The organism is Arthrobacter celericrescens (assembly GCF_003614925.1).
Lineage (GTDB): Bacteria > Actinomycetota > Actinomycetes > Actinomycetales > Micrococcaceae > Arthrobacter > Arthrobacter celericrescens.
Genome location: NZ_QYLP01000084.1, coordinates 22,306 through 43,917, shown reverse-complemented (window position 1 = coordinate 43,917; position 21,612 = coordinate 22,306). Strand labels below are relative to the sequence as shown.

The 21,612-nt window shown below is 66.3% G+C and carries 20 protein-coding genes and 1 tRNA gene; 12 read left to right on the top strand and 9 right to left on the bottom strand.

Annotated features, from left to right (window positions below):
* The 3 genes from D3654_RS14590 to D3654_RS14580 all read right to left on the bottom strand — a co-directional run.
* Positions 1 to 84 (bottom strand): NAD-dependent epimerase/dehydratase family protein (locus D3654_RS14590; protein WP_120519988.1); only part of this gene is annotated, 84 nt, incomplete at its 3' end.
* Positions 85 to 117: 33 nt separating this feature from the next.
* A complete protein-coding gene (locus D3654_RS14585) occupies positions 118 to 1,149 on the bottom strand; it encodes a LacI family DNA-binding transcriptional regulator (RefSeq protein WP_120522203.1) in 1,032 nt (343 codons plus the stop codon).
* Position 1,150: 1 nt separating this feature from the next.
* Positions 1,151 to 2,383, bottom strand: a complete 1,233-nt coding sequence (locus D3654_RS14580; RefSeq protein WP_120522202.1) for a Gfo/Idh/MocA family protein — start codon at positions 2,381 to 2,383, stop codon at positions 1,151 to 1,153.
* Positions 2,384 to 2,574: 191 nt separating this feature from the next.
* Between D3654_RS14580 and D3654_RS14570 the strand changes: the two genes are divergently transcribed.
* The 5 genes from D3654_RS14570 (at position 2,575) to D3654_RS14550 (ending at position 8,681) form a co-directional block, all read left to right on the top strand.
* Positions 2,575 to 3,534, top strand: coding sequence for a carbohydrate ABC transporter permease (locus tag D3654_RS14570; RefSeq protein ID WP_205571820.1), 960 nt, complete (start codon positions 2,575 to 2,577; stop codon positions 3,532 to 3,534).
* 9 nt (positions 3,535 to 3,543) lie between these two features.
* Positions 3,544 to 4,491 (top strand): carbohydrate ABC transporter permease, encoded by a 948-nt coding sequence (locus tag D3654_RS14565; RefSeq protein WP_120522201.1) that lies wholly within the window; start codon positions 3,544 to 3,546, stop codon positions 4,489 to 4,491.
* 64 nt (positions 4,492 to 4,555) lie between these two features.
* On the top strand, positions 4,556 to 5,911 hold the full coding sequence (locus D3654_RS14560) for an ABC transporter substrate-binding protein (protein WP_120522200.1): 1,356 nt from the start codon (positions 4,556 to 4,558) through the stop codon (positions 5,909 to 5,911).
* 110 nt (positions 5,912 to 6,021) lie between these two features.
* Positions 6,022 to 8,217, top strand: coding sequence for an alpha-galactosidase (locus D3654_RS14555; RefSeq protein WP_120522209.1), 2,196 nt, complete (start codon positions 6,022 to 6,024; stop codon positions 8,215 to 8,217).
* Positions 8,218 to 8,366: 149 nt separating this feature from the next.
* Positions 8,367 to 8,681: a hypothetical protein gene (locus D3654_RS14550; RefSeq protein WP_120522199.1), complete on the top strand. Its 315-nt coding sequence runs from the start codon at positions 8,367 to 8,369 to the stop codon at positions 8,679 to 8,681.
* Here the strand turns inward: D3654_RS14550 and D3654_RS14545 are convergent, their stop codons facing one another.
* Positions 8,682 to 8,972: a putative quinol monooxygenase gene (locus D3654_RS14545; protein WP_120522198.1), complete on the bottom strand. Its 291-nt coding sequence runs from the start codon at positions 8,970 to 8,972 to the stop codon at positions 8,682 to 8,684.
* A 210-nt stretch (positions 8,973 to 9,182) separates the two neighbouring features.
* On the opposite strand from D3654_RS14545, the gene aroQ reads away from it, so the two are divergent.
* Entirely contained in the window at positions 9,183 to 9,647 is a 465-nt protein-coding gene (gene aroQ, locus D3654_RS14540; RefSeq protein ID WP_120522197.1) for a type II 3-dehydroquinate dehydratase, read from the top strand.
* Between the two features lie 3 nt (positions 9,648 to 9,650).
* On the opposite strand, the gene D3654_RS14535 is transcribed toward aroQ, so the two are convergent.
* Positions 9,651 to 10,835, bottom strand: a complete 1,185-nt coding sequence (locus tag D3654_RS14535; protein WP_120522208.1) for a MarP family serine protease — start codon at positions 10,833 to 10,835, stop codon at positions 9,651 to 9,653.
* A gap of 226 nt (positions 10,836 to 11,061) precedes the next feature.
* Here D3654_RS14535 and D3654_RS14530 point away from each other — a divergent pair, with 226 nt between their 5' ends.
* A complete protein-coding gene (locus D3654_RS14530; RefSeq protein ID WP_013602309.1) occupies positions 11,062 to 11,739 on the top strand; it encodes a Crp/Fnr family transcriptional regulator in 678 nt (225 codons plus the stop codon).
* Positions 11,740 to 12,177: 438 nt separating this feature from the next.
* Here D3654_RS14530 and D3654_RS14525 read toward each other — a convergent pair whose 3' ends face one another.
* The 3 genes from D3654_RS14525 to sp36 are packed head-to-tail and all read right to left on the bottom strand — an operon-like array spanning position 12,178 to position 13,818.
* The gene (locus D3654_RS14525; RefSeq protein WP_120522196.1) at positions 12,178 to 13,089 is read right to left on the bottom strand and encodes an NUDIX hydrolase; all 912 of its coding nucleotides are present in this window, start codon (positions 13,087 to 13,089) and stop codon (positions 12,178 to 12,180) included.
* Positions 13,090 to 13,123: 34 nt separating this feature from the next.
* Positions 13,124 to 13,660: a RidA family protein gene (locus D3654_RS14520; protein WP_120522195.1), complete on the bottom strand. Its 537-nt coding sequence runs from the start codon at positions 13,658 to 13,660 to the stop codon at positions 13,124 to 13,126.
* 2 nt (positions 13,661 to 13,662) lie between these two features.
* Positions 13,663 to 13,818: a Sp36 family protein gene (gene sp36, locus D3654_RS14515; RefSeq protein ID WP_115789890.1), complete on the bottom strand. Its 156-nt coding sequence runs from the start codon at positions 13,816 to 13,818 to the stop codon at positions 13,663 to 13,665.
* A 37-nt stretch (positions 13,819 to 13,855) separates the two neighbouring features.
* On the opposite strand from sp36, the gene D3654_RS14510 reads away from it, so the two are divergent.
* From D3654_RS14510 to D3654_RS14490, 5 genes are all read left to right on the top strand, one after another.
* Complete coding sequence (locus tag D3654_RS14510) at positions 13,856 to 16,138, top strand: transglycosylase domain-containing protein (RefSeq protein WP_120522194.1); 2,283 nt, start codon at positions 13,856 to 13,858, stop codon at positions 16,136 to 16,138.
* A 13-nt stretch (positions 16,139 to 16,151) separates the two neighbouring features.
* On the top strand, positions 16,152 to 17,099 hold the full coding sequence (locus tag D3654_RS14505; RefSeq protein WP_120522193.1) for a metallophosphoesterase: 948 nt from the start codon (positions 16,152 to 16,154) through the stop codon (positions 17,097 to 17,099).
* Positions 17,100 to 17,336: 237 nt separating this feature from the next.
* Entirely contained in the window at positions 17,337 to 19,151 is a 1,815-nt protein-coding gene (locus tag D3654_RS14500; RefSeq protein ID WP_120522192.1) for an ABC transporter ATP-binding protein, read from the top strand.
* The gene (locus D3654_RS14495) at positions 19,148 to 20,974 is read left to right on the top strand and encodes an ABC transporter ATP-binding protein (protein WP_120522191.1); all 1,827 of its coding nucleotides are present in this window, start codon (positions 19,148 to 19,150) and stop codon (positions 20,972 to 20,974) included. Before D3654_RS14500 ends, D3654_RS14495 begins: the two co-directional genes overlap by 4 nt.
* 93 nt (positions 20,975 to 21,067) lie before the next feature.
* A tRNA-Pro gene (locus D3654_RS14490) sits at positions 21,068 to 21,144 on the top strand.
* 187 nt (positions 21,145 to 21,331) lie between these two features.
* Here the strand turns inward: D3654_RS14490 and D3654_RS14485 are convergent.
* Complete coding sequence (locus D3654_RS14485; protein WP_120522190.1) at positions 21,332 to 21,583, bottom strand: hypothetical protein; 252 nt, start codon at positions 21,581 to 21,583, stop codon at positions 21,332 to 21,334.
* Positions 21,584 to 21,612 lie beyond the last annotated feature (29 nt).

The window sequence follows — 21,612 nt, the reverse complement described above, 5'->3', positions numbered from 1 at the left end:
GATCACCTCGTGGCCGGACTCCAGCAGGGACAGGACCGTATGCGAACCGATATAGCCCGTGCCACCGGTAACAAGAATTCTCATGGTTTCCTTCGATAGTTCAGTTTCGATGCGGACTCAGGTGTCGCAGCCGCAGGAGCGGCGCAGGACCAGCTCGCAGTCGAACACCTGGGTGCGCGGCGGCTCGTCCCGCCCCGTGCCGATGATGGCCCGGACTCCGGCCTCAGCCATCTGTTGGATCGGCTGGCGGACGGTACTCAGCGGAGGCCAGGAAAATTCGGATTCTTCCGAGCCGTCGAACGACATCACAGCAACGTCCTCCGGAACCCTGAGACCAGCTTCATGCAGGGCCCGCAGGAAACCGACGGCCTGCTCATCGGAGGTGATGAAGACGGCCGTCGGCCGCTCCGCCAACGCAAGGAACCTCCGGCCGGCGTCATACCCGCCGGCCCGGTCGAAGGAGCAACGGAAGATCCGCCCCTCGGAGGCACCCATGCCCTTGAGCGCCTCCCGCCAGCCGAATTCACGGCCGTCAAGGGTGTTGCCCGTGACGAAGCCTTGGACCAGGGCAATGTCGCGGTGGCCATGGCCGGCCAGGTGTTCCACCGCCCGCCGGGAACTGTCCACGAATTCAGGGCCGATCGCGTCGACTTCCAAGGGGTACTCGGAGAAGTTGAGCAGGACCGTCCTGATGCCGCGGCCCTCCAGCTCGCTGACCTCCGGGCGGTGGTTCAAGACGGAGCAGAGGAACACTCCGTCCACCTGCCTGTCCGCGAAATTGCTAAGGTGGCGCCGCTCCACGGTGAGCGAGTCCCGGGAGTCGCCGAGCAGCATCGCATAGCCCTCCTCCTCCGCGGCCTGTTCGACGGCCTTGGCAAGGCTGGCGAAAAAGGGACTGCTGATCTTCGGTACCACCATGCCCAGGATGCGCGATGAACCCATCTTCAGCGCCCGGGCGGTGACGTTGGGCCGGTAGCCGAGCGTCGCGATGGCCTGCCGGACCCTCTCCTGCGTGGCCGGGGCCACGTTCTTCGGCCCGCCGTTGACCACGTAGCTCACGACGGCGGTGCTGACGCCCGCCAGGCGGGCGACATCCTTGCGCGTGATGACTGGACGGGCGGAAGCGGAGAGGTCCGGCATAGCCAACATCCTAGTTGCGCACAACTTCCCCATGCGCGGCCGCAAGACGCTCCGGGGCGTCCCCGAAGTCCCGGATGGCCAGGCGTTCGCCGCCGCGCAGCGCCGACTGGTGGGCCATGATTCCGGGCAGGGTATAGCGCGCAGCCTCCCAGGCGTTGACCGGCGGCAGGGTTCCCGTCGCCACCGCGGTCACGAAGTCGTCCACCAGGAAGCTGTGGCTGCCTTCGTGCCCGCTGGGCAGGGCCCGCAGTTCCTCGGGCAGGCGCGAGGGGTCGTGCACGGGAGCCAGGCCCGAGACGAAGGCGTCCCGCAGCGCAGGATCGACGTCCGCCAGCGACGGGTCATCCAACGAGAGGCTGGGCAGGGTGTTGATCTGTTCGCTGACGTCGGTGACGCCTTCCTTGTCCTGCCAGACGGCGGTTTCCACGAGCTGCTCGAAGCTGCCCTCGGTGCCGAAGTACCGGAAGCGGCTCTCGCGCAGGTGCGACGGGTAGCCGACGCGACGGAACTCGTTGATGCGGACGCTGCCGCCGCCGTCGAACTCGAAGAGTGCCGTGGCATTCGAGAAGTCATTGTCGAACATGCTGACGTCCTTGTCGAAGACGCCATCGCCGCGCTCGTCCTTCACGCCGATGCAGCTCACGCTGGTGAGGTGCCCGCCGATGCCGCCGAGCACGCCGCCGATCGAGTGCGTGGGATACATCATGGGCGGGTAGCTGGCAGTCTTCTCCCATTCCTCGCCGCCGCTGTACTGGTATGCGGCGTAGAAGCCGAGGTCCATGTCGTGGACGTAGTCGCCTTCGGCGTAGAAGATGCGGCCGAAGGCGCCTGCGTCCTTCTGCTGCCGCGCGTAGATGGTGGCGGGGTTGTAGTAGCTGGTCTCGCCCATCATGTACGTCAGGCCGGTCTCGCGGACAGCCTCGATGATCGCCGCGATCTCTTCTTCGCTGATGGCCATCGGGACGGCGGAGTAGACATGCTTTCCGGCACGGAGCGCCTGGACCACCAGGGGTCCGTGCGTCCAGCGCTGGGTGAAGATCGCGACGGCGTCGACGTCGCTGGCGAGCAGTTCCTCGAAACCGGAGAACGTGCCCGCAAGCTGCTGGCGCTCCACCAGGCTGGAAGCCCGCTCCGGCAGCACGTCCGTGACGTACACCTCCGAGACGAGGGGGTGTGCATTGAACAGCTTGGTGAACTGGCCGGAAAACTGGCCGGCACCTACCACGCCGAGTGAAAACGTCATTGTCTGGCTCCTCCTTGGGCCTTCGCGGTGTTGGATGCAAACGAGTGTGTCAGCGCGATCTACTCGAGTCAACAAAAACGAAAGAAACAAAAGAAATTCTCACAAAATTTCACAAAACCTCTTGACCGGCCAAAATCTACTCGTGTAGATTCGCTGCAGTTGTTAGTCACGTCACACCTGAAAGGTCGAAGATGACCACGCTCACCAAACAACCCGATCCGGGGCTCTCGGCCGGTGGGCCGCAGAAGTCGCGGAAACGGGGAAAGCCTGCCGCGGACTTCCGTGGCACCGGCGACCTCAAGACCGCGCTCTTCTTCATCGCCCCGGCCATGCTCGGCTTCGTGCTCTTCTACTTGGTCCCCACCATCCGCGGGATCTACCTGAGCTTCACGGAGTACAGCATCCTCGGCGACCCGGAATGGATCGGCACCCGGAACTACGAACGCATCGCCAAGGACCCGCTGTTCTGGAACGCCCTCGGCGTCACCAGCCAGTACGTCATCATCAACATCGCACTGCAGACGATCCTCGCCCTGGGCATCGCGCTCCTCATGCACCGGGTGGCCAAGTCCACCCTGGTCCGCGGGGCCCTGCTGATGCCGTACCTGATGGCAAACGTCATCGCGGCCCTGCTGTGGTTCTGGATGCTCGATTACCAGATCGGCATCGTCAACCAGCTCATCGAGTGGCTCGGGCTGCCCCGCGTGGCCTTCTTCGGCAGCGAACAATGGGCCATCCCCACCCAGGCGCTGATCAACACCTGGCGCCACATGGGCTACACGGCCCTGCTGATATTCGCCGGCCTGCAGGCCATCCCCAACAACGTGTATGAGGCCGCCAGCATCGACGGTTCCAAGGCCGTCAGCACCTTCTGGCGGATCACCCTTCCCCTGCTGCGCCCCGTGCTCGTGCTGGTCCTGGTGGTCACCGTCATCGGTTCCTTCCAGGTCTTCGACACCGTGGCCGTCACCACCGCCGGCGGTCCGGTCAACGCCACCCGCGTGCTGCAGTTCTACATCTACCAACGTGCCTTCAACGAACAGGACTTCGGCTACGGCTCGGCCCTGGCCGTCATCCTCTTCCTCATCCTCGCCCTCGTGGCCTTCATCCAGATGAAGTTCCTCCGCGGCAACCAGTCGGACCTGGACTAAGGACACCCCATGACCACCACCGCCACCCGCCCGGCCGACAACCGCCGTCGTCCGTTCCTGAACCGCCCGTCCGCACGGAACCGCCCCTTCAACTGGCGCCGCACCATCGCCTGGGTCCTGCTCGGCGTGGCCATCGCCGTCAGCATCCTGCCCTTCTACTGGGTGCTCCGCACGGCACTGTCCACCAACGGCTCCCTCGCCGCGAACTCCGCCAGCCTGCTTCCGGCCGATTTCAACCTCGGCGCCTTCAAGCGCGTCTTCGGCTTCCAGACCGCCCAGGAAGCCATCGCCGAAGGCGGCTCCGGCGCATCCATCAACTTCTGGCAGTACCTCTGGAACTCGCTGCTGTTCTCCAGCATCACCACCGCCGGCGCCGTGTTCTTCAGCTCGATGGCCGCCTACGCCTTCGCCCGGCTGCGCTGGAAGGGCCGCGACGGCGTATTCTCGCTGTTCCTGGGCACCATGCTGGTTCCGCCGATCTTCACGGCACTGCCGAACTTCCTGCTCGTGAAGAACCTGGGCCTGCTCAACTCGATGCTCGGCATGGTCCTGCCCTACCTGTTCATGACTCCGTTCGCGATCTTCTTCATGCGCCAGTTCTTCCTGAACATGTCCCGCGAAGTGGAAGAGGCGGCCATGCTCGACGGCGCCAAGCACTGGCGGATCTTCTTCCAGATCGTCATGCCCAACGCCGCCGCCCCCATCGCCACCCTCGCCCTGCTCACCTTCATGGGCCAGTGGAACGAGTACTTCTGGCCGCTACTGGTGGGCACCACCGAAGAAACCCGCGTGCTCACCGTGGGCCTGGGCGTCTTCAAGTCCCAGGCACCGCAAGGCGCCCCCGACTGGTCCGGCCTGATGGCCGCCACCCTTGTGTCGGCCACGCCGGTGCTGATCCTCTTCGCCATCTTCGGCAAGAAGATCGTCAACTCCATCGGCTTCAACGGCACCAAATAGCCCTCCCTCCCCAACCCGACACCCATCCCCACCCGGCTCAAAGCCGTCCCCGAAAGGACCCACCATGATGAACAAGAAGGCAATCGGCGCCGTCGCGGTCGCCGCTGCTGCCGCCCTGGCCCTCTCCGCCTGCGGAGGCGGCGCCAGCGGAGGCGCGGAATCCGCGAAGGGCGAGATCAGCTACTGGCTCTGGGACGCCAACCAGCTCCCCGCGTACCAGCAGTGCGCCACGGACTTCCAGAAGGCCAACCCGGACATTAAGGTGAAGGTCACCCAGACCGGCTGGGACGACTACTGGGGCAAGATCACCAACGGCATGGCTTCGGGCACCGCCCCGGATGTCTTCACGAACCACCTGGCCAAGTACCCGGACTTCATCAAGACCAAGCAGCTGGTGGCCCTCGATGATGCGGTCGCCAACGACAAGGTTGACCTCGGCCAATATAACGAAGGCCTCGCAGAGCTGTGGGTTGGCCAGGACGGCAAGCGCTACGGCCTGCCCAAGGACTGGGACACCATCGCGCTGTTCTACAACAAGAAGATGGCCGCCGATGCCGGGCTCACCCCGGAACAGATGGGCTCCCTGAGCTGGAACCCGCAGGACGGCGGTACTTACGAGAAGGCGATCGCCCGCCTCACCGTGGACAAGGGCGGCAAGCGCGGTGACGAGCCCGGCTTCGACAAGAACAATGTGGCTGTCTACGGCCTGGGCCTGGAATCCTCCGGCGGCGAGAACGCGGGGCAGACCCAGTGGAGCTTCCTGGCCGCCACCACCGGCTGGACCACCACGGACAAGAACCCGTGGGGCACCCACTACAACTACGACGACAAGCGGCTCCAGGACACCATTGCCTGGTGGGCATCACTGGCCGAGAAGGGCTACATGCCCAAGCTGGAAACCACGGTTGGCGCCAACGCCGCGGACAACTTCGGCGCAGGCAAGGCCGCCATCAACTCCTCCGGTTCGTGGATGATCGGCCAGTACACGGGTTACAAGGGCATCGACGTCGGCATCGCCCCGACCCCGGCCGGCCCCGACGGCAAGCGCGCCTCGATGTTCAACGGCCTGGCCGACTCCATCTGGGCAGGCACCAAGAAGAAGGACGCCGCCATCAAGTGGGTTGAGTACCTCGGTTCGGCGGCCTGCCAGGACGTCGTGGCCGCAAAGGCCGTGGTCTTCCCCGCCATCAAGGGTTCCACCGAGAAAGCCGCAGCCGCGTTCAAGGCCAAGGGCGTGGACGTCAACGCCTTCACCCAGCACGTGAAGGACAAGACCACGTTCATGCTGCCGATCACCGACAACGCAGCCAAGGTGTCCGGCATCATGAAGCCCGCCATGGACGGCGTGGTGGCCGGCAAGACCCCCGCCAGCTCGCTGACCGCGGCCAACGAGCAGGTCAACGCCCTCTTCGCCAAGTAAGACCCCTGGGGGCCCGGGTACGGCCGGGTCCCCAGGCACCATTTCTGCCTGCCCTTCCCGTACACTCAACGCACCACCTGAAAGAGACACCGCCAATGGACCCCCTGCACCTGGACCCCCTGCATCTGCGCTCCTCCGGTACGAGCCTCCTGCTCGCTTTCCACACCGGTGAGGCCCAGATAGTCCATTGGGGCGCCGATCTCGGCGAAGCCCTGCCGGACCTGGGGCTCCTCGCCGCTCCCGTGCCGCATTCGGCGCTCGACACCCCGGTGGTCGGCGGCCTGCTCCCCCAGGCCTCTTCGGGCTGGCTCGGCCGGCCGGGTCTGCGGGGCCAGCGTTCCGAGGCCGGCGTGCCCGGTTTCAATTTCTCCCCCGCCCTGCGGGTGGTGTCGGCAGAATACGACGGCGGGGACACCGCCGTCGTGCTCCAAGCGGACCCGGAGGCGGGCGTCGAAGTCCGCAGTACCGTCCGCCTGAACCGCGGCGGCCTCATCGAACTCAGCCATACGCTCACCAACACCGGCGAAACGCCGTACCAGCTCGACGAACTCGGCCTGGTGCTCCCGGTGCCGGGCGACGCCGTCGAACTCCTGGACCTCACCGGCCGCTGGTGCCGCGAAAACCACCCGCAACGCCACCGGATCGCGCAGGGAACCTGGGTGCGTTCGGGCCGGCACGGCCGCACCGGGCACGATTCCTCGCTGCTGGTGGCCGCCGGCACGGAGGGCTTCGGCAACCGCTCGGGCCGGGTCTGGGCCGTGCACTTCGGCTGGTCCGGAAACCACGAACAGTACCTCGACACGGTTGGCGACGGCCGCCGCATGCTCGGCGCGTCCGAACTGCTCGGCTCCGGCGAGGTCGTCCTCGCACCCGGTGCGGAGTACACCACCCCGGTGCTCTACGCCGCCTACTCGGACCACGGCCTGGACGGCGTCACGGAACGCTTCTACGACTGGTTCCGCGCCCGCCCGCAGCACGTCGGCACCCAGGGCTCCGCCGGCGGCTCCGGCAAGGCCCGCCCGGTGGTCCTGAACACCTGGGAGGCCGTGTACTTCGACCACCGGATCGAGCCGCTCATCGAGCTGGCCGAGTCCGCGGCGGAGCTGGGCGTGGAGCGCTTCGTGCTCGACGACGGCTGGTTCCGCGGGCGCCGTGACGACCACGCTGGACTTGGCGACTGGTACGTCGACGAGACCGTGTGGCCCGAAGGCCTCACCCCGCTGATCGACGCCGTCACCTCCCGCGGGATGGAGTTCGGCCTGTGGGTCGAACCGGAAATGGTCAACCTGGATTCCGACGTCGCCCGGGCGCATCCGGACTGGATCGTCGGCCCGGCCGCGGCCTCGCACAAGGACGGCGGCCGGCTGCCGCTTGAATGGCGGAACCAGCACATAATCGACCTCGCCAACCCGCAGGCCTGGCAGTACATCTACCACCGCATGGACGCCCTGCTGAGCGAAAACAACATCGCCTACCTCAAGTGGGACCAGAACCGGGACCTCGCCGAACACGGCCACCGCGGCCGGCCCTCCGTGCACGAACAGACCCTCGCTGCCTACCGGCTCTTCGACGCGCTGAAGGTCGCGCACCCGCAGGTGGAGATCGAATCCTGCTCCTCCGGCGGCGCCCGGGTGGACCTTGGCATCCTGCAGCGCACGGACCGCGTGTGGGCCTCGGACTGCAACGACGCCCTGGAACGCCAGACCATCCAGCGCTGGACCCAGGCCGTCCTGCCGCCCGAACTGGTGGGCGCCCACGTCGGCCCCACGCATTCGCACACCACCGGCCGCACGCACAGCATCTCCTTCCGGGCCATCACCGCGCTGTTCGGGCACTTCGGCATGGAATGGGACATCCGCCAGGCCACCGCGCACGACCGGGCGGTGCTGCGCCGGGCCATCACCATCTACAAGGAGCACCGAGGGATGCTGCATTCGGGTGTCCGGATCAATGCGGACCTTGGTGATCCGAACCTCCGGCTGCACGGCGTGGTGGCGCAGGACCGCTCCGAGGCCCTGTTCGCCGCCGTCGTCCTGGCTTCGCTCGCGGCCGAGATGCCCGGCCGGGTGGGACTTCCCGGCCTGGATCCGGAACGCACGTACCGGGTGGAAGCCGTCATGCCGACGTCGGAGGATCTGCCGACCGCAGCGGACGGCAACGCCGACAGCCCCTTCGTGCAGATCGCGCCTCCCGCATGGCTCGACGGCGGCCTGACCGCCACCGGCCGCTTCCTCGCCGAGGTGGGCCTCCCGTTGCCCGTCCTGCGGCCGGAGCACGCGCTGTTGTTGAAGGTGACGGCGGCCTAGCTACCCTGCGTTGGCTTAGTTACCTGCGTTGTGGGCCCGCTTTACGTCCTTTGCCGTGCGCATTGGACGTGGAGCGGGCCTCACAACGTCCTCCCCGGCACTTCAAGGCGTAACCTGTGTCTTAAGTCCTTCGCCGTTTGGAGGCTGCCATGGACGCTGAGTACGCCGCTGTCGACGGCCACGATGTCACGACTATCACCTGCGTCTGTGGCAACACCGTCAGCAAGGACGGACTGATCCAGGCGAACTCGCGGGGCTTCCCGATCTATGCCGGAGACGACGTTCCAGCAGGCCTCGCGCCCTGGCCGAAAGATGAAGATCTCTACACCCTCTGCCCGTCATGCGGGCGGGTCTACAGCGACGCCGCGGTGGAGGAGACCGGCAAGGCTCCGGTGGCTTTCACTGTGGATGTGACTACAGGACCGATCGCCGAGGCCATCAAGGTGCACTGGAACAACACCTGATCAGGCGTCGGTAGCCATGCCCGTGATTGTGTATCGCCGTTCGATCCCAGCCGTTGCCCTTCCCCACTCGCTGGCGGCTACGCGTTCCTGATGGGCCTCAAAGGCCGCCGCGTCACGGAACCGTTCCTCGACGTGCCAGACAAGCGGGTTTTCGCTCCGCACCACATTGAAGGACAGGCACCCTTCTTCGGCCCGCGTCAGCTCAAGGTGCAGCGGAAGGTGCCTGGCGACGGTTTGGGCTTCGGCCGCAATGCTGCAGACGAGTTCTCCGCTGAGGGTTACCTCCGGCATGGCTGTCCTTTCTTCATTCGACGCTTCAGACGACGCCAGCGGCTTCCGTGGGTCACCAAATTGCCGTTTCCGGCCGGAAAAATGCGAGCAAAGCGGCCAGAACTGGCAAACGGGCGGCGGGCCAACGCAGGACCCAGAAACCCACCACCGGAATGTAACCCTAGGGCTTCGTTTCGTCGGCCGGACCCCGCAACGCGATAGATTGCAGGCATGACTGACGCTTCTCCCGCCACCGCTGCCGGCCGCACCATCCTCGTCCTGAACGGTCCCAACCTGAACCTGCTGGGGACCCGCGAACCCGAAAAGTACGGCACCTCCACCCTGGCCGACGTCGAGCAGCTCGCCATGGACGCGGCCGCCGCGCACGGCTTCACGGTGGATTGCGTCCAGTCCAACCACGAAGGCGACCTCCTGGACGCCATCCACGCGGCCCGGGGCACCGCCGCCGGAATCGTCATCAACGCCGGCGCCTACACGCACACGTCAGTCGCCCTCCGGGACGCACTGGCCGCCGTCGAACTCCCCGCCGTCGAGGTGCACATCACCAACGTGCACAAGCGCGAGGAATTCCGGCACCACTCCTACCTGTCCCCCGTCTGCACCGCGGTGATCGTCGGCGCCGGCGTCCAAGGCTACAAGCTGGCCATCGATTTCCTGGCCGGCGCGGTTTCCTAACCGCTACTTCCGCGTGCACTGCCCGGGCGACACCGCCGCACTCAGGGACGGCGCCCGGGCCGCCACCGGAGCCAGATCCTCCATCGTCAGCGCATAGCCGACCGCCACGTCCGAGGTGGTCTTCGCGAAAATGACGCCGGCCACCCGGCCCTGCTGGGACAGCAACGGCCCGCCGGAGTTGCCCGGCTGCACATCGCCGGCGAGCTTGTAGACCTGTTCCGGCGCCGGGTTGTTGCCGTAGATATCGGGCACGAGCAGCGTGGATATGCCTTGGACGGCGGCCGGCTTTGCCTGGAACGGTCCGCCGTGCGGGTACCCGGCGAACGCCGCCGCCGTACCGGCGGGCAGGTCAGGCCCGAGCTGCAGCGGTGCGGTGGGCAGGCCCTCAACCGCGACGACGGCGAGGTCCCGCCTGCTGTCGAAATACACCACCCGGCCCGGCATCGCACCGCCGTCGGGCGTTTCCACCACCGGCTGCTGGACACCGGCCACCACGTGCGCGTTGGTCACGACACGCCCGGGTGACACGACGAAGCCGGTGCCGGTCTGGTTCTGGCCGCACTGGTAGGCGGTACCGGCAATCCTCAGCACAGAACGCGCGGCGTTGTTCAGCGCGGGGGTGTCGGTGCTGGCGTCGGGAACGGGAACCGGCTTCACCGGCCCGATCCCTTCAATGATCGTGGGGATCCCGTTCCCCATCACCGCGGAACGCAATTGCGCGACGGCGGACTTGACCGGGGTGGGGGTCAGGGCGTCGATGGAGCGGATCACCTTGGAGTCGCCCAACTGCTGCGAGACGAACGGGACACCCAGCGACGCGATGCTGACCGACAGCATGGACATCACCAGCGCCGCCACGGCCACGCTGGCGAAGCCGCCTAGCAGGCGGTCCAGGGCGTGCAGCGGCTTGATCCGCACGGCCTGGCGGATCCTGTGCCCCACCCAGGTGCCAAGGCCGTGGCCCAGCACGATCAGCACCAGCGCGGTGGCGATGATGGCCGTCAGCCGCCATCCACTGTCCGGCACCCAGCCGCCCACCAGGGGAACGGAGACGACGGCGGCCATCGCCCCGGCGGCGAAGCCGGCCACGCCGCCCAGCGTCACGAGGAAGCCGTTGCGCAGGCCATAGATCAAGTAGGAAAGGAGCGTCAGAATCAACGCCAGATCCAGGATGGTCAAGCCGAACACCAATGCTCCTCACAGCCGGGGTAAGCCCCAATTGTAAGTGCGTACCCTGACACCCAGCCGATAGCCAGGACCCTGCAACGGTCCGTGGCATGCCTCACCAAGCGGGCCGTTTTGGGTGAAATCCGCTGTATTTCGGGCGTTTCGGCTGCCAAGTACGTCACAGAGCCCGGAAAATTCTGGAACAATGACTGAAGCGCCATTGCCGAACTTTTACTCAGGAGAATTCATGGACATCGAGGTACTGCGCCGCGCACCCCTCTTCGCCACCCTTGACGACGACGCCTTCCGGCTGCTCACGGACGAGCTGACCGAGGTGGACCTTTCCCGCGGGGCTTCGGTGTTCCGCGAGGGCGACCAGGGTGACCAGCTCTACTTCATCGTGTCCGGCAAGGTAAAGCTCGGCCGCACCTCCCCCGATGGCCGCGAGTCCCTCCTGGCCATCCTCGGCCCGGGCGAACTCTTCGGCGAAATGGCCCTCTTCGACCCCAGCCCGCGCACCGCTACGGCCACCGCCGTTTCGGAAACCCGCCTGGCCGGCCTGAAGAACGAAAGCCTCAACACGCTGCTGCGCACCCGCCCCGAGGTGTCCGCCCAGCTCCTGCAGGCACTGGCCCGCCGCCTGCGCCGCACCAACGACTCCCTGTCCGACCTCGTCTTCTCGGACGTCCCCGGCCGCGTCGCCAAGGCCCTGCTCGACCTCGCAGACCGCTTCGGCCGCCCCGCCACCGACGGCGTCCTCGTAGCCCACGAGCTCACCCAGGAAGAACTGGCCCAGCTGGTCGGCGCCTCCCGCGAAACCGTGAACAAGGCCCTGGCCGAGTTCGTCCAGCGCGGCTGGCTCCGCCTGGAAGCCCGCGCGGTGGTCATCCTGGACATGCAGCGCCTGCGCCAGCGCTCCCGCTAAGCCTCATAACGAGAAGGCCGGCTCCGATGCTTCGGAGCCGGCCTTTCTTGTGCTCGCCTTCTGTGGTCACGTTCGTTGTGGTCGCCTTCGTTGTGGTCGCCTTGGGTGGCGGAGACGGCCCTTCCGCGTCGCTTAGACACGGCCGATAGGCGACGCTTCGGTCGCTGGGCGACCTACACGACGCGATCGACCGCGATGCGCTCCTTTCGGAAGGACCGCCGTCCGCCATGAAGCTCACCGGGGTGCCTGGTTGCGTGAAGCGCAACTAGACGTCCGGCAAGCAGACTGCGGGTCTCCGCAGAGGAGCGCATCGCGGCACATCGGAGGGCAGAGGTCGCTCAGCGACCGGCGCGCTCCCTATGTGTCGTGTCTAAGCGACGGCGGAGGGCCGTTGTCTGCGTCTCAGGCGACCACACCAAGTGTGACTGGAGCGAAAACTCAGCGCTCCCGCTGCGGCTCCCCTGCGACCGCGCGGGCTGCTTCGACTTCGAGCATCAGCACGCCGTTTTCTTCGACCAGGCGGGGCTGGTAGACGTGGTGCTTGCGCTTGTAGCTGAGGTAGGCGATGCAGCCTTGGGCCGCGGCCATCTTTTCAAGCATGATTTCCGAGCCAGGGACCAGGAGCTGGCCCAGGGTGAGGCCGATGGTGTTTTCCTGGCCGACTTCGTCGCCGAGGATGGTGGTGTCGCGTTCGGCGATGAGTTCGAAGGCACGGACCCAGCGGCCCCATACGCCCTTGCTTTGCAGGAGGGACGGGCTCTGGCCGACCGGGACGGTGGCTGCGAAGTAGCGGGTGTTGAAGCGGCGGTGCGCGAAGTCCGGGCTGAGCCAGTTGACCAGGGGTTTGAGCAGGTCCGTGCGCAGGGAGAGCCCGCGCTTGGCCAGGACGTCGGTGAAGGATTTGTCCTGGTTGGCGACGGCCTCGCGGGCCTTCATCCACTCCTGCGTGGAAGTCGCTTCGACAGTGGTGGACAGGTCCGGTCCGGCGAGGAGGACGCCGGTTTCTTCGAACAGTTCGCGGATGGCTCCCACCACGTGGCGGCGGGCCAGCCCGACGTCGGTGGTTCCGAGCGCCTCGGCCCACTGCTGGGGCGAGGGGCCCAGCCAGCCGAGGGCGTCGTCGTCGCTCGCGTCCAGCGAGCCGCCCGGGAAGGCGACCACGCCCAGCGGCGAGGTCCCCGGACGGTAGCCCATCCAGGTCTCCAGGCCGCCGGGAGCGTCACGGAGAAGGACTACTGATGATGCGTATCGCGCGGCGCGGGGACTCCGTTCGCCGAGCTGGAGCCAGTTACGTGCTGCCCCCTCAAGTTCAGGGGGCAACACGAACAGGCGTCGGGCTAGCTGAGGCAATTGCTTTGACCGGTTCCTTGCTTGGCTTCTGCGATCAGCTGAATTCGGCGATCAGCTCGACCTCAACAGGAGAGTCGAGCGGCAGGACCGCAACGCCGACGGCGGAGCGTGCGTGGATGCCGGCGTCGCCGAACACCTTGCCCAGGAGCTCGGAGGCACCGTTGATGACGGCCGGCTGGCCGGTGAAGGACGGGTCGGAGGAAACGAAGCCGACCACCTTGACGATCCGGGTGATGCGGTCGAGGTCGCCGATGACGCTCTTGACCGCGGCCAGGGCGTTGATGGCACACACTTCGGCGTAGACCTTCGCGTCTTCCGGAGCAACAGTGGCTTCCTCGGACTGGCCTTCGTCGCCGGTGGAGACTTTGCCCGTAGCTGGGAGTTTGCCATTAACAAACGGCAGCTGGCCGGAGGTGTAGACGTAGTTGCCGGAGACGACCGCCGGGACGTAGGCGGCCACGGGTGCTGCCACCTCCGGGAGGACGAGGCCAAGCTCTGCGAGGCGCTGCTCGACGGCGGACGCCGGAGCCGGAGTTTCCGCGCCAGACGTGGTTTCTGCGGGGCTTGTCATAGTTACTGCTTCTCCCTCTTAAGGTAGGCGACCAGACCATTTCCGTCGGGGCCGGTGACTACCTGGACAAGTTCCCAGCCGTCCTCGCCCCAGGTGTCGAGGATCTGTTTTGTGGCGTGAATAATGAGCGGAATCGTCGCGTACTCCCATTTGGTCATGAGAGAAAGCGTAGCCCTTGCCGGTAAAGTGGAAAACATGGTGACTCGCAAGAACCCCATATTCGATACTGCCACCACCCTGGGAAAGATCATCGCATTCCTCGGCGTGAGTGCCGTTTGCGGTGTCCTGGTGGCAGGCCTGCTGGTCCCCGCCGCCGCCCTTTCGGGCAGCACGGCCAGCGGCTCCATCCAGTTCTTCGACACGCTGCCGGCGGAGCTCCAGGTGAACCCGCCCAGCCAGTCCACCACCATCCTGGCCAGCGACGGCTCCAAGATCGCCTCGATCTACAAGGAGAACCGCACCCGGGTGCCGCTGGACCAGATGAGTCCCTACATCAAAGACGCAGTGGTCGCCGTGGAAGACAGCCGCTTCTACGAGCACGGCGGCATCGACACCACCGGCATCCTGCGCGCCGTGGTCAGTACGGCCCGCGGCCAGAAACAGGGCGCGTCCACCATTACGCAGCAGTACGTGAACAACGTCATCAACGAATCCCTCGTCTCCCAGGGCAAGGAAGGCGACGTCAAGCTCAACGGCGTCAACAAGGGCGTCGGCGACAAACTGCGTGAAATGAAGCTCGCGATCGCCCTGGAGAAGAAGTTCTCCAAGGAGCAGATCCTCGAGGGTTACCTCAACATCGTCTTCTTCAACCGGGACGCCTACGGCATCGAAGCCGCCTCCCGGTTCTTCTTCAGCACCACCGCCAAGAACCTCACCCTTCCCCAGGCCGCCCTGCTGGCCGGCGTCGTGAACAGCCCGTCCTACTACGACCCCATCGCGAACCCGGACCACGCCAAGTCCCGCCGCGACCTCGTCCTCCAGCTCATGCTGAACCAGGGCAAGATCAAGAAGGCCGAGTACGACAAGGCCGTGGCCACCCCGGTCAAGACCAAGGTGACCCCCGCCCGCCAGGGTTGTGCCTACGCCACCTCGGCACCGTACTTCTGCGACTATGTGCTGCACCTGCTGCTGAACAACCCGGCCTACGGTGCCACCCCGGACGAGCGCACCAACCGGGTCATGCGCGGCGGCCTCACCATCAAGACCACCTTGGACCCGAAGGCCCAGGCCGTGGCCCAGGAGCAGGTGAACGCCTCCGCCGGGGCCAACCCGGACAAGTGGGGCGCTTCCCTCGTCTCCGTGCAGCCGAAGACCGGCAAGATCATCTCAATGGCCCAGAACACGGTGTGGCTGCCCTCACCGGGCAAGTTCCAGGCCGAACAGAACTTCAACGTGGACGTCCTGGACGCCAACGGCGGTGACCTCAACGGCCTGGGCGGTTTCCAAACCGGCTCAACGATGAAGCCCTTCACCTTCGCCGAGTGGCTGAACGAGGGCAAGTCGATGAACGACTCGGTCAACGCCTCGGTCCGCAAGTATCCCATCGACTTCCCGTGGCGGAACACCTGTTCCACGCAGACCACCGGCTGGTACGACAGCAACGTCGAAGGCAGCAATGACCTGCAGAACGCCGAAGAGGGCTATTACCGCCCGATGAGCGTGTTGTACGGCCTCGCCAACTCGATCAACACCGCTACCTTCGCCTCCGCGGCCCAGTTGGACCTCTGCGGCATCCAGAAGATCGTGGACGCCGTGGGCATCCACGAAGGCCTGCCGGCCCGCGGCAAGGACGGAAAGGTCACCGATCCGCACCCGCAGATCCCGATGACCACCCTCGCCAACCTCCTGGGCTCCCGCCAGACCGCGCCGCTGACCATGGCCAGCGCTTTCGCCACCTTCGCGAACGACGGCCGCTACTGCGAGCCGATCGCCATCGAATCCGTGACGGACGCTTCGGGCGAAAAGCTGCCGGCGCAGTCCAGCAACTGCCGTGACGCGATCTCCCCTGAGGTTGCCCGCGGCGTGAGCAAGGGCCTCCAGGAAGTGCTGAACAAGGGCTCGGGTTTCTGGATCCAGCCCCGCATCTCCACGAGCACCACCTTCCCCGTGGCCGCCAAGACCGGTACCAACAACTCCAACGGTTCCACCTGGGTGGTCGGTTACACCACGGGCCTGGCCACCGCCACCTGGTTCGGCGATCCGCTGGGTGACCAGCAGCGGTACGGCCGTAACCTCACCATCAACGGCAAGTTCTACTCGAACATCGACGGTTACATGATCGCCGGACCGCAGTTCGCCAACTACATGCTGCAGGTGGCCCCGCGCTACGGCACGGATCCATTCCCGGAACCGCCGTCGAACCTGAGCTACGTGGAACCGGCCCCGACTCCCAAGGAAACCAAGGGCGACGATTCCAAGAGCGGCGACACTGGTTCCAGCCCAAGTCCCACCTCGGGCAACAAGGGCAAACGACCCTAAGGACAAGTAATTGATGACCGCCCAAGGACATCCGGCAGGCCGCGTTCGTGACTTCGGACGCGGCCTCGCCGTCACTGCAGCCGTCGGAGCCGCGGCGGGCGCGGCTGCCGCTGCGTACGGATGGTGGGAGAAGGACCAGTTCACCCTGCGGGAGGAACTCCTCCCGATCCTCCCTGCGGGCTCCGGGCCGATGCGGGTGCTGCACCTGAGCGACATCCATTTCGTCCCCGGCCAAAGCAAGAAGGCGGCATGGCTCCAGTCCCTGGCGGACGTGAAGCCGGACCTCGTGGTCAACACCGGAGACAACCTCAGCCACCCGAAGGCGATCGACCCGCTGCTTGAAGCCCTTCGCCCGCTGCTGGCGTTTCCCGGCGTCTTCGTGCCCGGTTCCAACGACTACTACGCGCCCACCCTGAAGAACCCGCTCAGTTACTTCCAGGGACCCAGCCGGCTCCGCAAGGACCCCATCAAGCTGGACTGGCCGCGGCTGCGTTCCGGCTTCGGGATGTCCGGCTGGATCGACCTCACCAACCGGCACCAGTCCGTTCCTTTGAACGGTGTCCGGCTGGATTTCTCCGGGGTCGACGATCCGCACCTCAAGCGCGAACGCTATGCCGGCTGGCCCCGCGGCACCGCCGGGCAGGACAAACGCCCGCACCTGCGCGTCGCCGTCATCCACGCACCCTACCAACGCGTGCTGGACCACTTCACCGAAGCCGACGCGGACCTCATCCTGGCCGGCCACACCCACGGCGGGCAGGTCTGCATCCCCGGCTACGGCGCGCTGGTCGCCAACTGCGACCTGCCCACCTGGCGCGCCCGGGGCCTGAACGACTGGGAAAGCAATGGACGCACGACGCCGGTGAACGTCTCCGGCGGGATCGGCACCTCACGCTTCGCACCGGTGCGGATCGCTTGCCGCCCTGAAGCCGTGCTGCTGACGCTGACCCCGCGCGTTTAGCCCCACGGACCCATATGCCGTTCCCGGAATACCGGGAGCGGCCTTCCTGTTTCAACGGATGATCCACCCGATGACGGGCCGTCGATTACGGATCACGCAGATTACGAATCACGATAAGTGGTAAAACATTTCACCACCGGCCGCATTCTTCCTGTGAAGGGAATCACGCATGGCATAGGGTAGTTGCTGTAGGAAACCACCTCCGCCGTCTGAAGATCCAGCTGTTGAGAAGCGGGCATGTCCAAGCAAACGTCGTTCTTTACCTCCATCAAGCGCCTCTACCCCCACGTCAGGCCGATCATCCCGCGGCTTCTCCTGGGCCTGGTCAGTGCCCTGCTTGCCAGCGTGGTGGCCCTCGCCATTCCGCAGGTCTTCCGGGTCCTGGTCAACGACTTCCTCAAGCCCGGCGGCGCCGGAAGCGCGGTGTGGACGTCCGCCGTCGTGGTCCTGGTCCTCGGCATCGCCGAAGCCGGGCTGGTGGCGCTCCGCCGCCAGTTCGTCATCAACCCGGCCACCACGGTGGAGACCCGCATGAGGGTCTCGCTGTACGGGCACCTGCAGGACCTCACCGTGTCCTTCCACGACCGCTGGGGCTCGGGGCAGTTGCTGTCGCGGGCCATGACTGACCTGAACTTCCTGCGCCGCTGGATGGCCTTCGGCGCGATCATGCTGGTGGTCACCACCCTGACCGTGGCGATCGGCGTCGGCGTCATGTTCACCATGAGCTGGCAGCTCGCCCTGATTTTCCTCGCCGCGGCCCTGCCGATCATGGTCTACTCCTTCCGCTTCCGGCGGCGCTTCAGCCTGGTGGCACGCCTCAGCCAGGACCAGGCCGGCGACCTCGCCACCACCGTGGAGGAATCCGTCCACGGCATCCGGGTGCTCAAGGCCTTCGGCCGCAGCCGCGAAGCACTGGAAAACTTCAACGGCCAGGCCGAGGAGCTGCGGCAGACCGAGATCGCCAAGGCCAAGCAGCAGGCGGAGTTCAGCCTGGTGGTAACCCTGCTGCCGGAGCTGGCACTCGGCGTCGCCCTGATGGCGGGCATCCTGTTGGCCTCCACCGGTGAACTGAGCATCGGCTCGCTGGTGGCGTTCTTCGCCACCGCCGCCGTGGTAGCGGCACCGGTGGAATTCTCCGGGATGCTGCTAGCGATGGCCCTGACCGCCAAGTCCGCCTTGGACCGGCATTTCGAGGTCATGGACGCCCCCAACACGATCACCAGCCCTGCCGAGCCCCGCCGCCCGCGGGAGCTGCGGGGCGCCTTGCGCTTCGAGCACGCCTCCTTCGCGTTCGACGACGGCGGCCCCCTCCTGCACGACATCACCCTGGACATCCGCCCGGGCGAGACGATGGCCCTGGTGGGCGTGACCGGCAGCGGCAAGAGCGCCCTGCTCCAACTGGTCCCCCGCCTCTACGACGCCTCGGGCGGCGCGGTGCGGATCGACGGCGTGGACGTGCGGGACTTCAGCGTGGAGGAGTTGCGGACCGTGGTGGCCGTGGCCTTCGAAGACACCACCCTCTTCTCCAGCTCCGTGCGGGAGAACGTGCTGCTCGGCGCACCCGATCCTTCGGACGCCGCCCTCGACGAGGCGCTCGACGTCGCCCAGGCGCATTTCGCCTACTCCCTGCCCGACGGCGTGGACACCCTGATCGGCGAGGAAGGGCTCAGCCTGTCCGGCGGACAGCGCCAGCGCATCGCCCTGGCCCGGGCAATCGCCGCGAAGCCCAAGGTGCTGGTGCTGGACGATCCGCTCTCGGCCCTGGACGTCAACACCGAGGAACTGGTCGAAACCCGGCTCCGTGAGGTCCTCCAGGACACCACCACCCTGATCGTCGCGCACCGGCCGTCCACGGTTGCCCTTGCCGACCGGGTGGCGCTGCTCGAGGACGGGCGGATTTCCGACGTCGGGACCCACACAGAGCTGCTGGCCCGCAACCCGCACTACGGCTTCGTCATCGCGAGCCTCGACGAAGGTCCGAAGGACCTGGACAGCCACCTCGAGGACAGCGAACTGGACGAACTCGAAGAAGCCGGGGAGGCACGACATTGAGCACCTTCGGCACCTCAAACGAAGACAACGCCCACCTCAGCCGGACGGACAGCCAGGCCGTCCGCCGCCGCTCCCTCGCGTTGCTGGGTTCCCTGATCAAGCCCGTTCGCGTACGTTTCTGGCTCACACTGGCCACGGTGGTCCTGTCCCAGGCCACCAGGGTGGCGGGCCCGGCCATCATCGCTTTCGGCATCGACCACGCCCTGCCCGCACTGCAGTCCGGCAGCGGCGGACCGCTCGTCCTCGCAGGCATCCTCTACCTCGCTGCGGCGGTGGCCACGGCGGCGCTCACGGCCCTCTACGTCACCTCCACGGCACGGCTGAGCCAGGCTATGCTCCTGGACCTGCGCCTGCGGGTGTTCCGCCACACCCAGCGGCTCAGCCTCGAGTTCCACGAAAAGTACACCTCGGGCCGCATCATCGCCCGTCAGACCTCGGACCTAGAGGCACTGCGCGAACTGCTGGATTCCGGTGTCAGCTCCCTGGCCTCCGGCCTGCTGTTCATGGTCTTCACGGCCATCACGGTCTTCGCCCTCGACTGGCGCAGCGGCCTCATCATGCTCGCCGCCGGCGTGCCGATGTTCTTCCTGGCCCGCTGGTACCAGAAGCACTCCCAGATCGCCTTCCGGGAGTCCCGGGTGGTATCGGCGCGGCTGATCGTGCACTTCGTCGAGACCATCACCGGCATCCGCGCCGTCAAGGCTTTCCGCAAGGAGAAGGAGAACGCGCAACGCTACGGCGAACTCTCCGAGGACTACCGCCGGGTCACCGTGCGCTCGATCAACCTGAACGGCATCTTCCAGCCGGGCCTGGTGCTGATCGGCAACGTGTGCGTGGCCGTGGTGCTGCTTTTCGGCGGCTTCCGCGTGCTCAGCGGGGACCTCGCCGTGGGCGTGCTGCTGGCCCTGATCCTGTCCACGAAGCGCTTCTTCCAGCCGGTGGACCAGATGGCCATGTTCTACAACTCCTTCCAAAGCGCCCAGGCCGCCTTGGAGAAGGTGTCCGGGCTGCTGGAAGAGGTCCCCACGGTGCGTCCGCCGAAGAACCCCGTTCCGCTCCCCCGGGCCCGCGGCGAGATCGCCTTCCGCGACGTCGAGTTCGGCTATGGTGCGGGAACGCTGGTGGTGCCGCGGCTGAACCTGCACATCCCTGCGGGGCAGACCGTGGCCCTCGTGGGCCAGACCGGCGCCGGCAAGTCCACCCTCGCGAAGCTGATTGCCCGCTTCTACGATGTGACCGCCGGTTCCCTGACGCTCGACGGCGTGGAGCTGCGGGATCTCGACGGCGGCGAGCTGCGCCGCGCCGTCGTCATGGTCACCCAGGAGGCGTTCCTGTTCAGCGGCTCGGTGGCCGACAACATTGCGCTGGGGCGCCCGGATGCCTCGCGGAGCGAGATCGAGGCGGCCGCCCGCGCCGTCGGCGCCCATGACTTCATCGCGGCCCTGCCCGAGGGCTACGACACGGACGTCAACAAGCGCGGCGGCCGCGTTTCGGCGGGCCAGCGCCAGCTGATCAGCTTCGCGCGGGCGTTCCTCGCGGCACCTGCCGTGCTGATCTTGGACGAGGCCACCTCGTCCTTGGACATTCCCTCGGAACGGCTGGTGCAGGCCGGGCTGTCCAGGCTGCTTTCCGGAAACGGGCAGGGCGGAACCGCCCGGACGGCGATCATCATCGCCCACCGCCTGTCCACCGTTGAATCCGCGGACCGGGTGCTCGTCATCCACGACGGCGAGGTGGTGGAAGACGGCTCGCCCGCCGAACTGATCAGTGGCGGCGGACGCTTCGCCGCCCTGCACGGTGCCTGGCGGGAGTCCCTCGTGTAGCCGTCCGCGGGGAGGCCCGGGAGGCGCCGACCCGCCGATTTCGCATCGGGGCAGGGATCCGCTATCCTTGAACACGTTGCTTTTGCAGCGGATCGGGATGTAGCGCAGCTTGGTAGCGCGCTTCGTTCGGGACGAAGAGGTCGCAGGTTCAAATCCTGTCATCCCGACCATTTTCAGAAGGGCCTTCCATTTGGAGGGCCCTTCTTCTTTAAGCAAAACAATTCGCTGACCGGTTTTTCCAGGAGCCGGCGAAAACATTCCAATGCCCGGTTTCGCATTTTAGCGAGCGGCGACCCGCGCAAAAAGAAATCACCCCGGCGCCCAGTCGCCGGGGTGATTTATCAAATCAATTGAATATTACATGGGGTCGGGCCAGTTGCCGATGGCCTGCACGCGCATCGGGTCGGGCCAGTTGCCGATAGCCTGGGCGCGCATCGGATCAGGCCAGTTTCCGATCGCCTGTGAGCGCATGGGATCGGGCCAATTTCCGATGCTGAGCACCGTATGGATGGCGCCTGCTACAGGGGCTGCAGAGATGACGGCCGGAGCCGCTGCCGTGAATGCAAGAGCGCCCGCCAAGGCGACAGATGCAGCGATCTTCTTGAACATGGTTTTCCCTCGATGCGAGTCGGATTCGT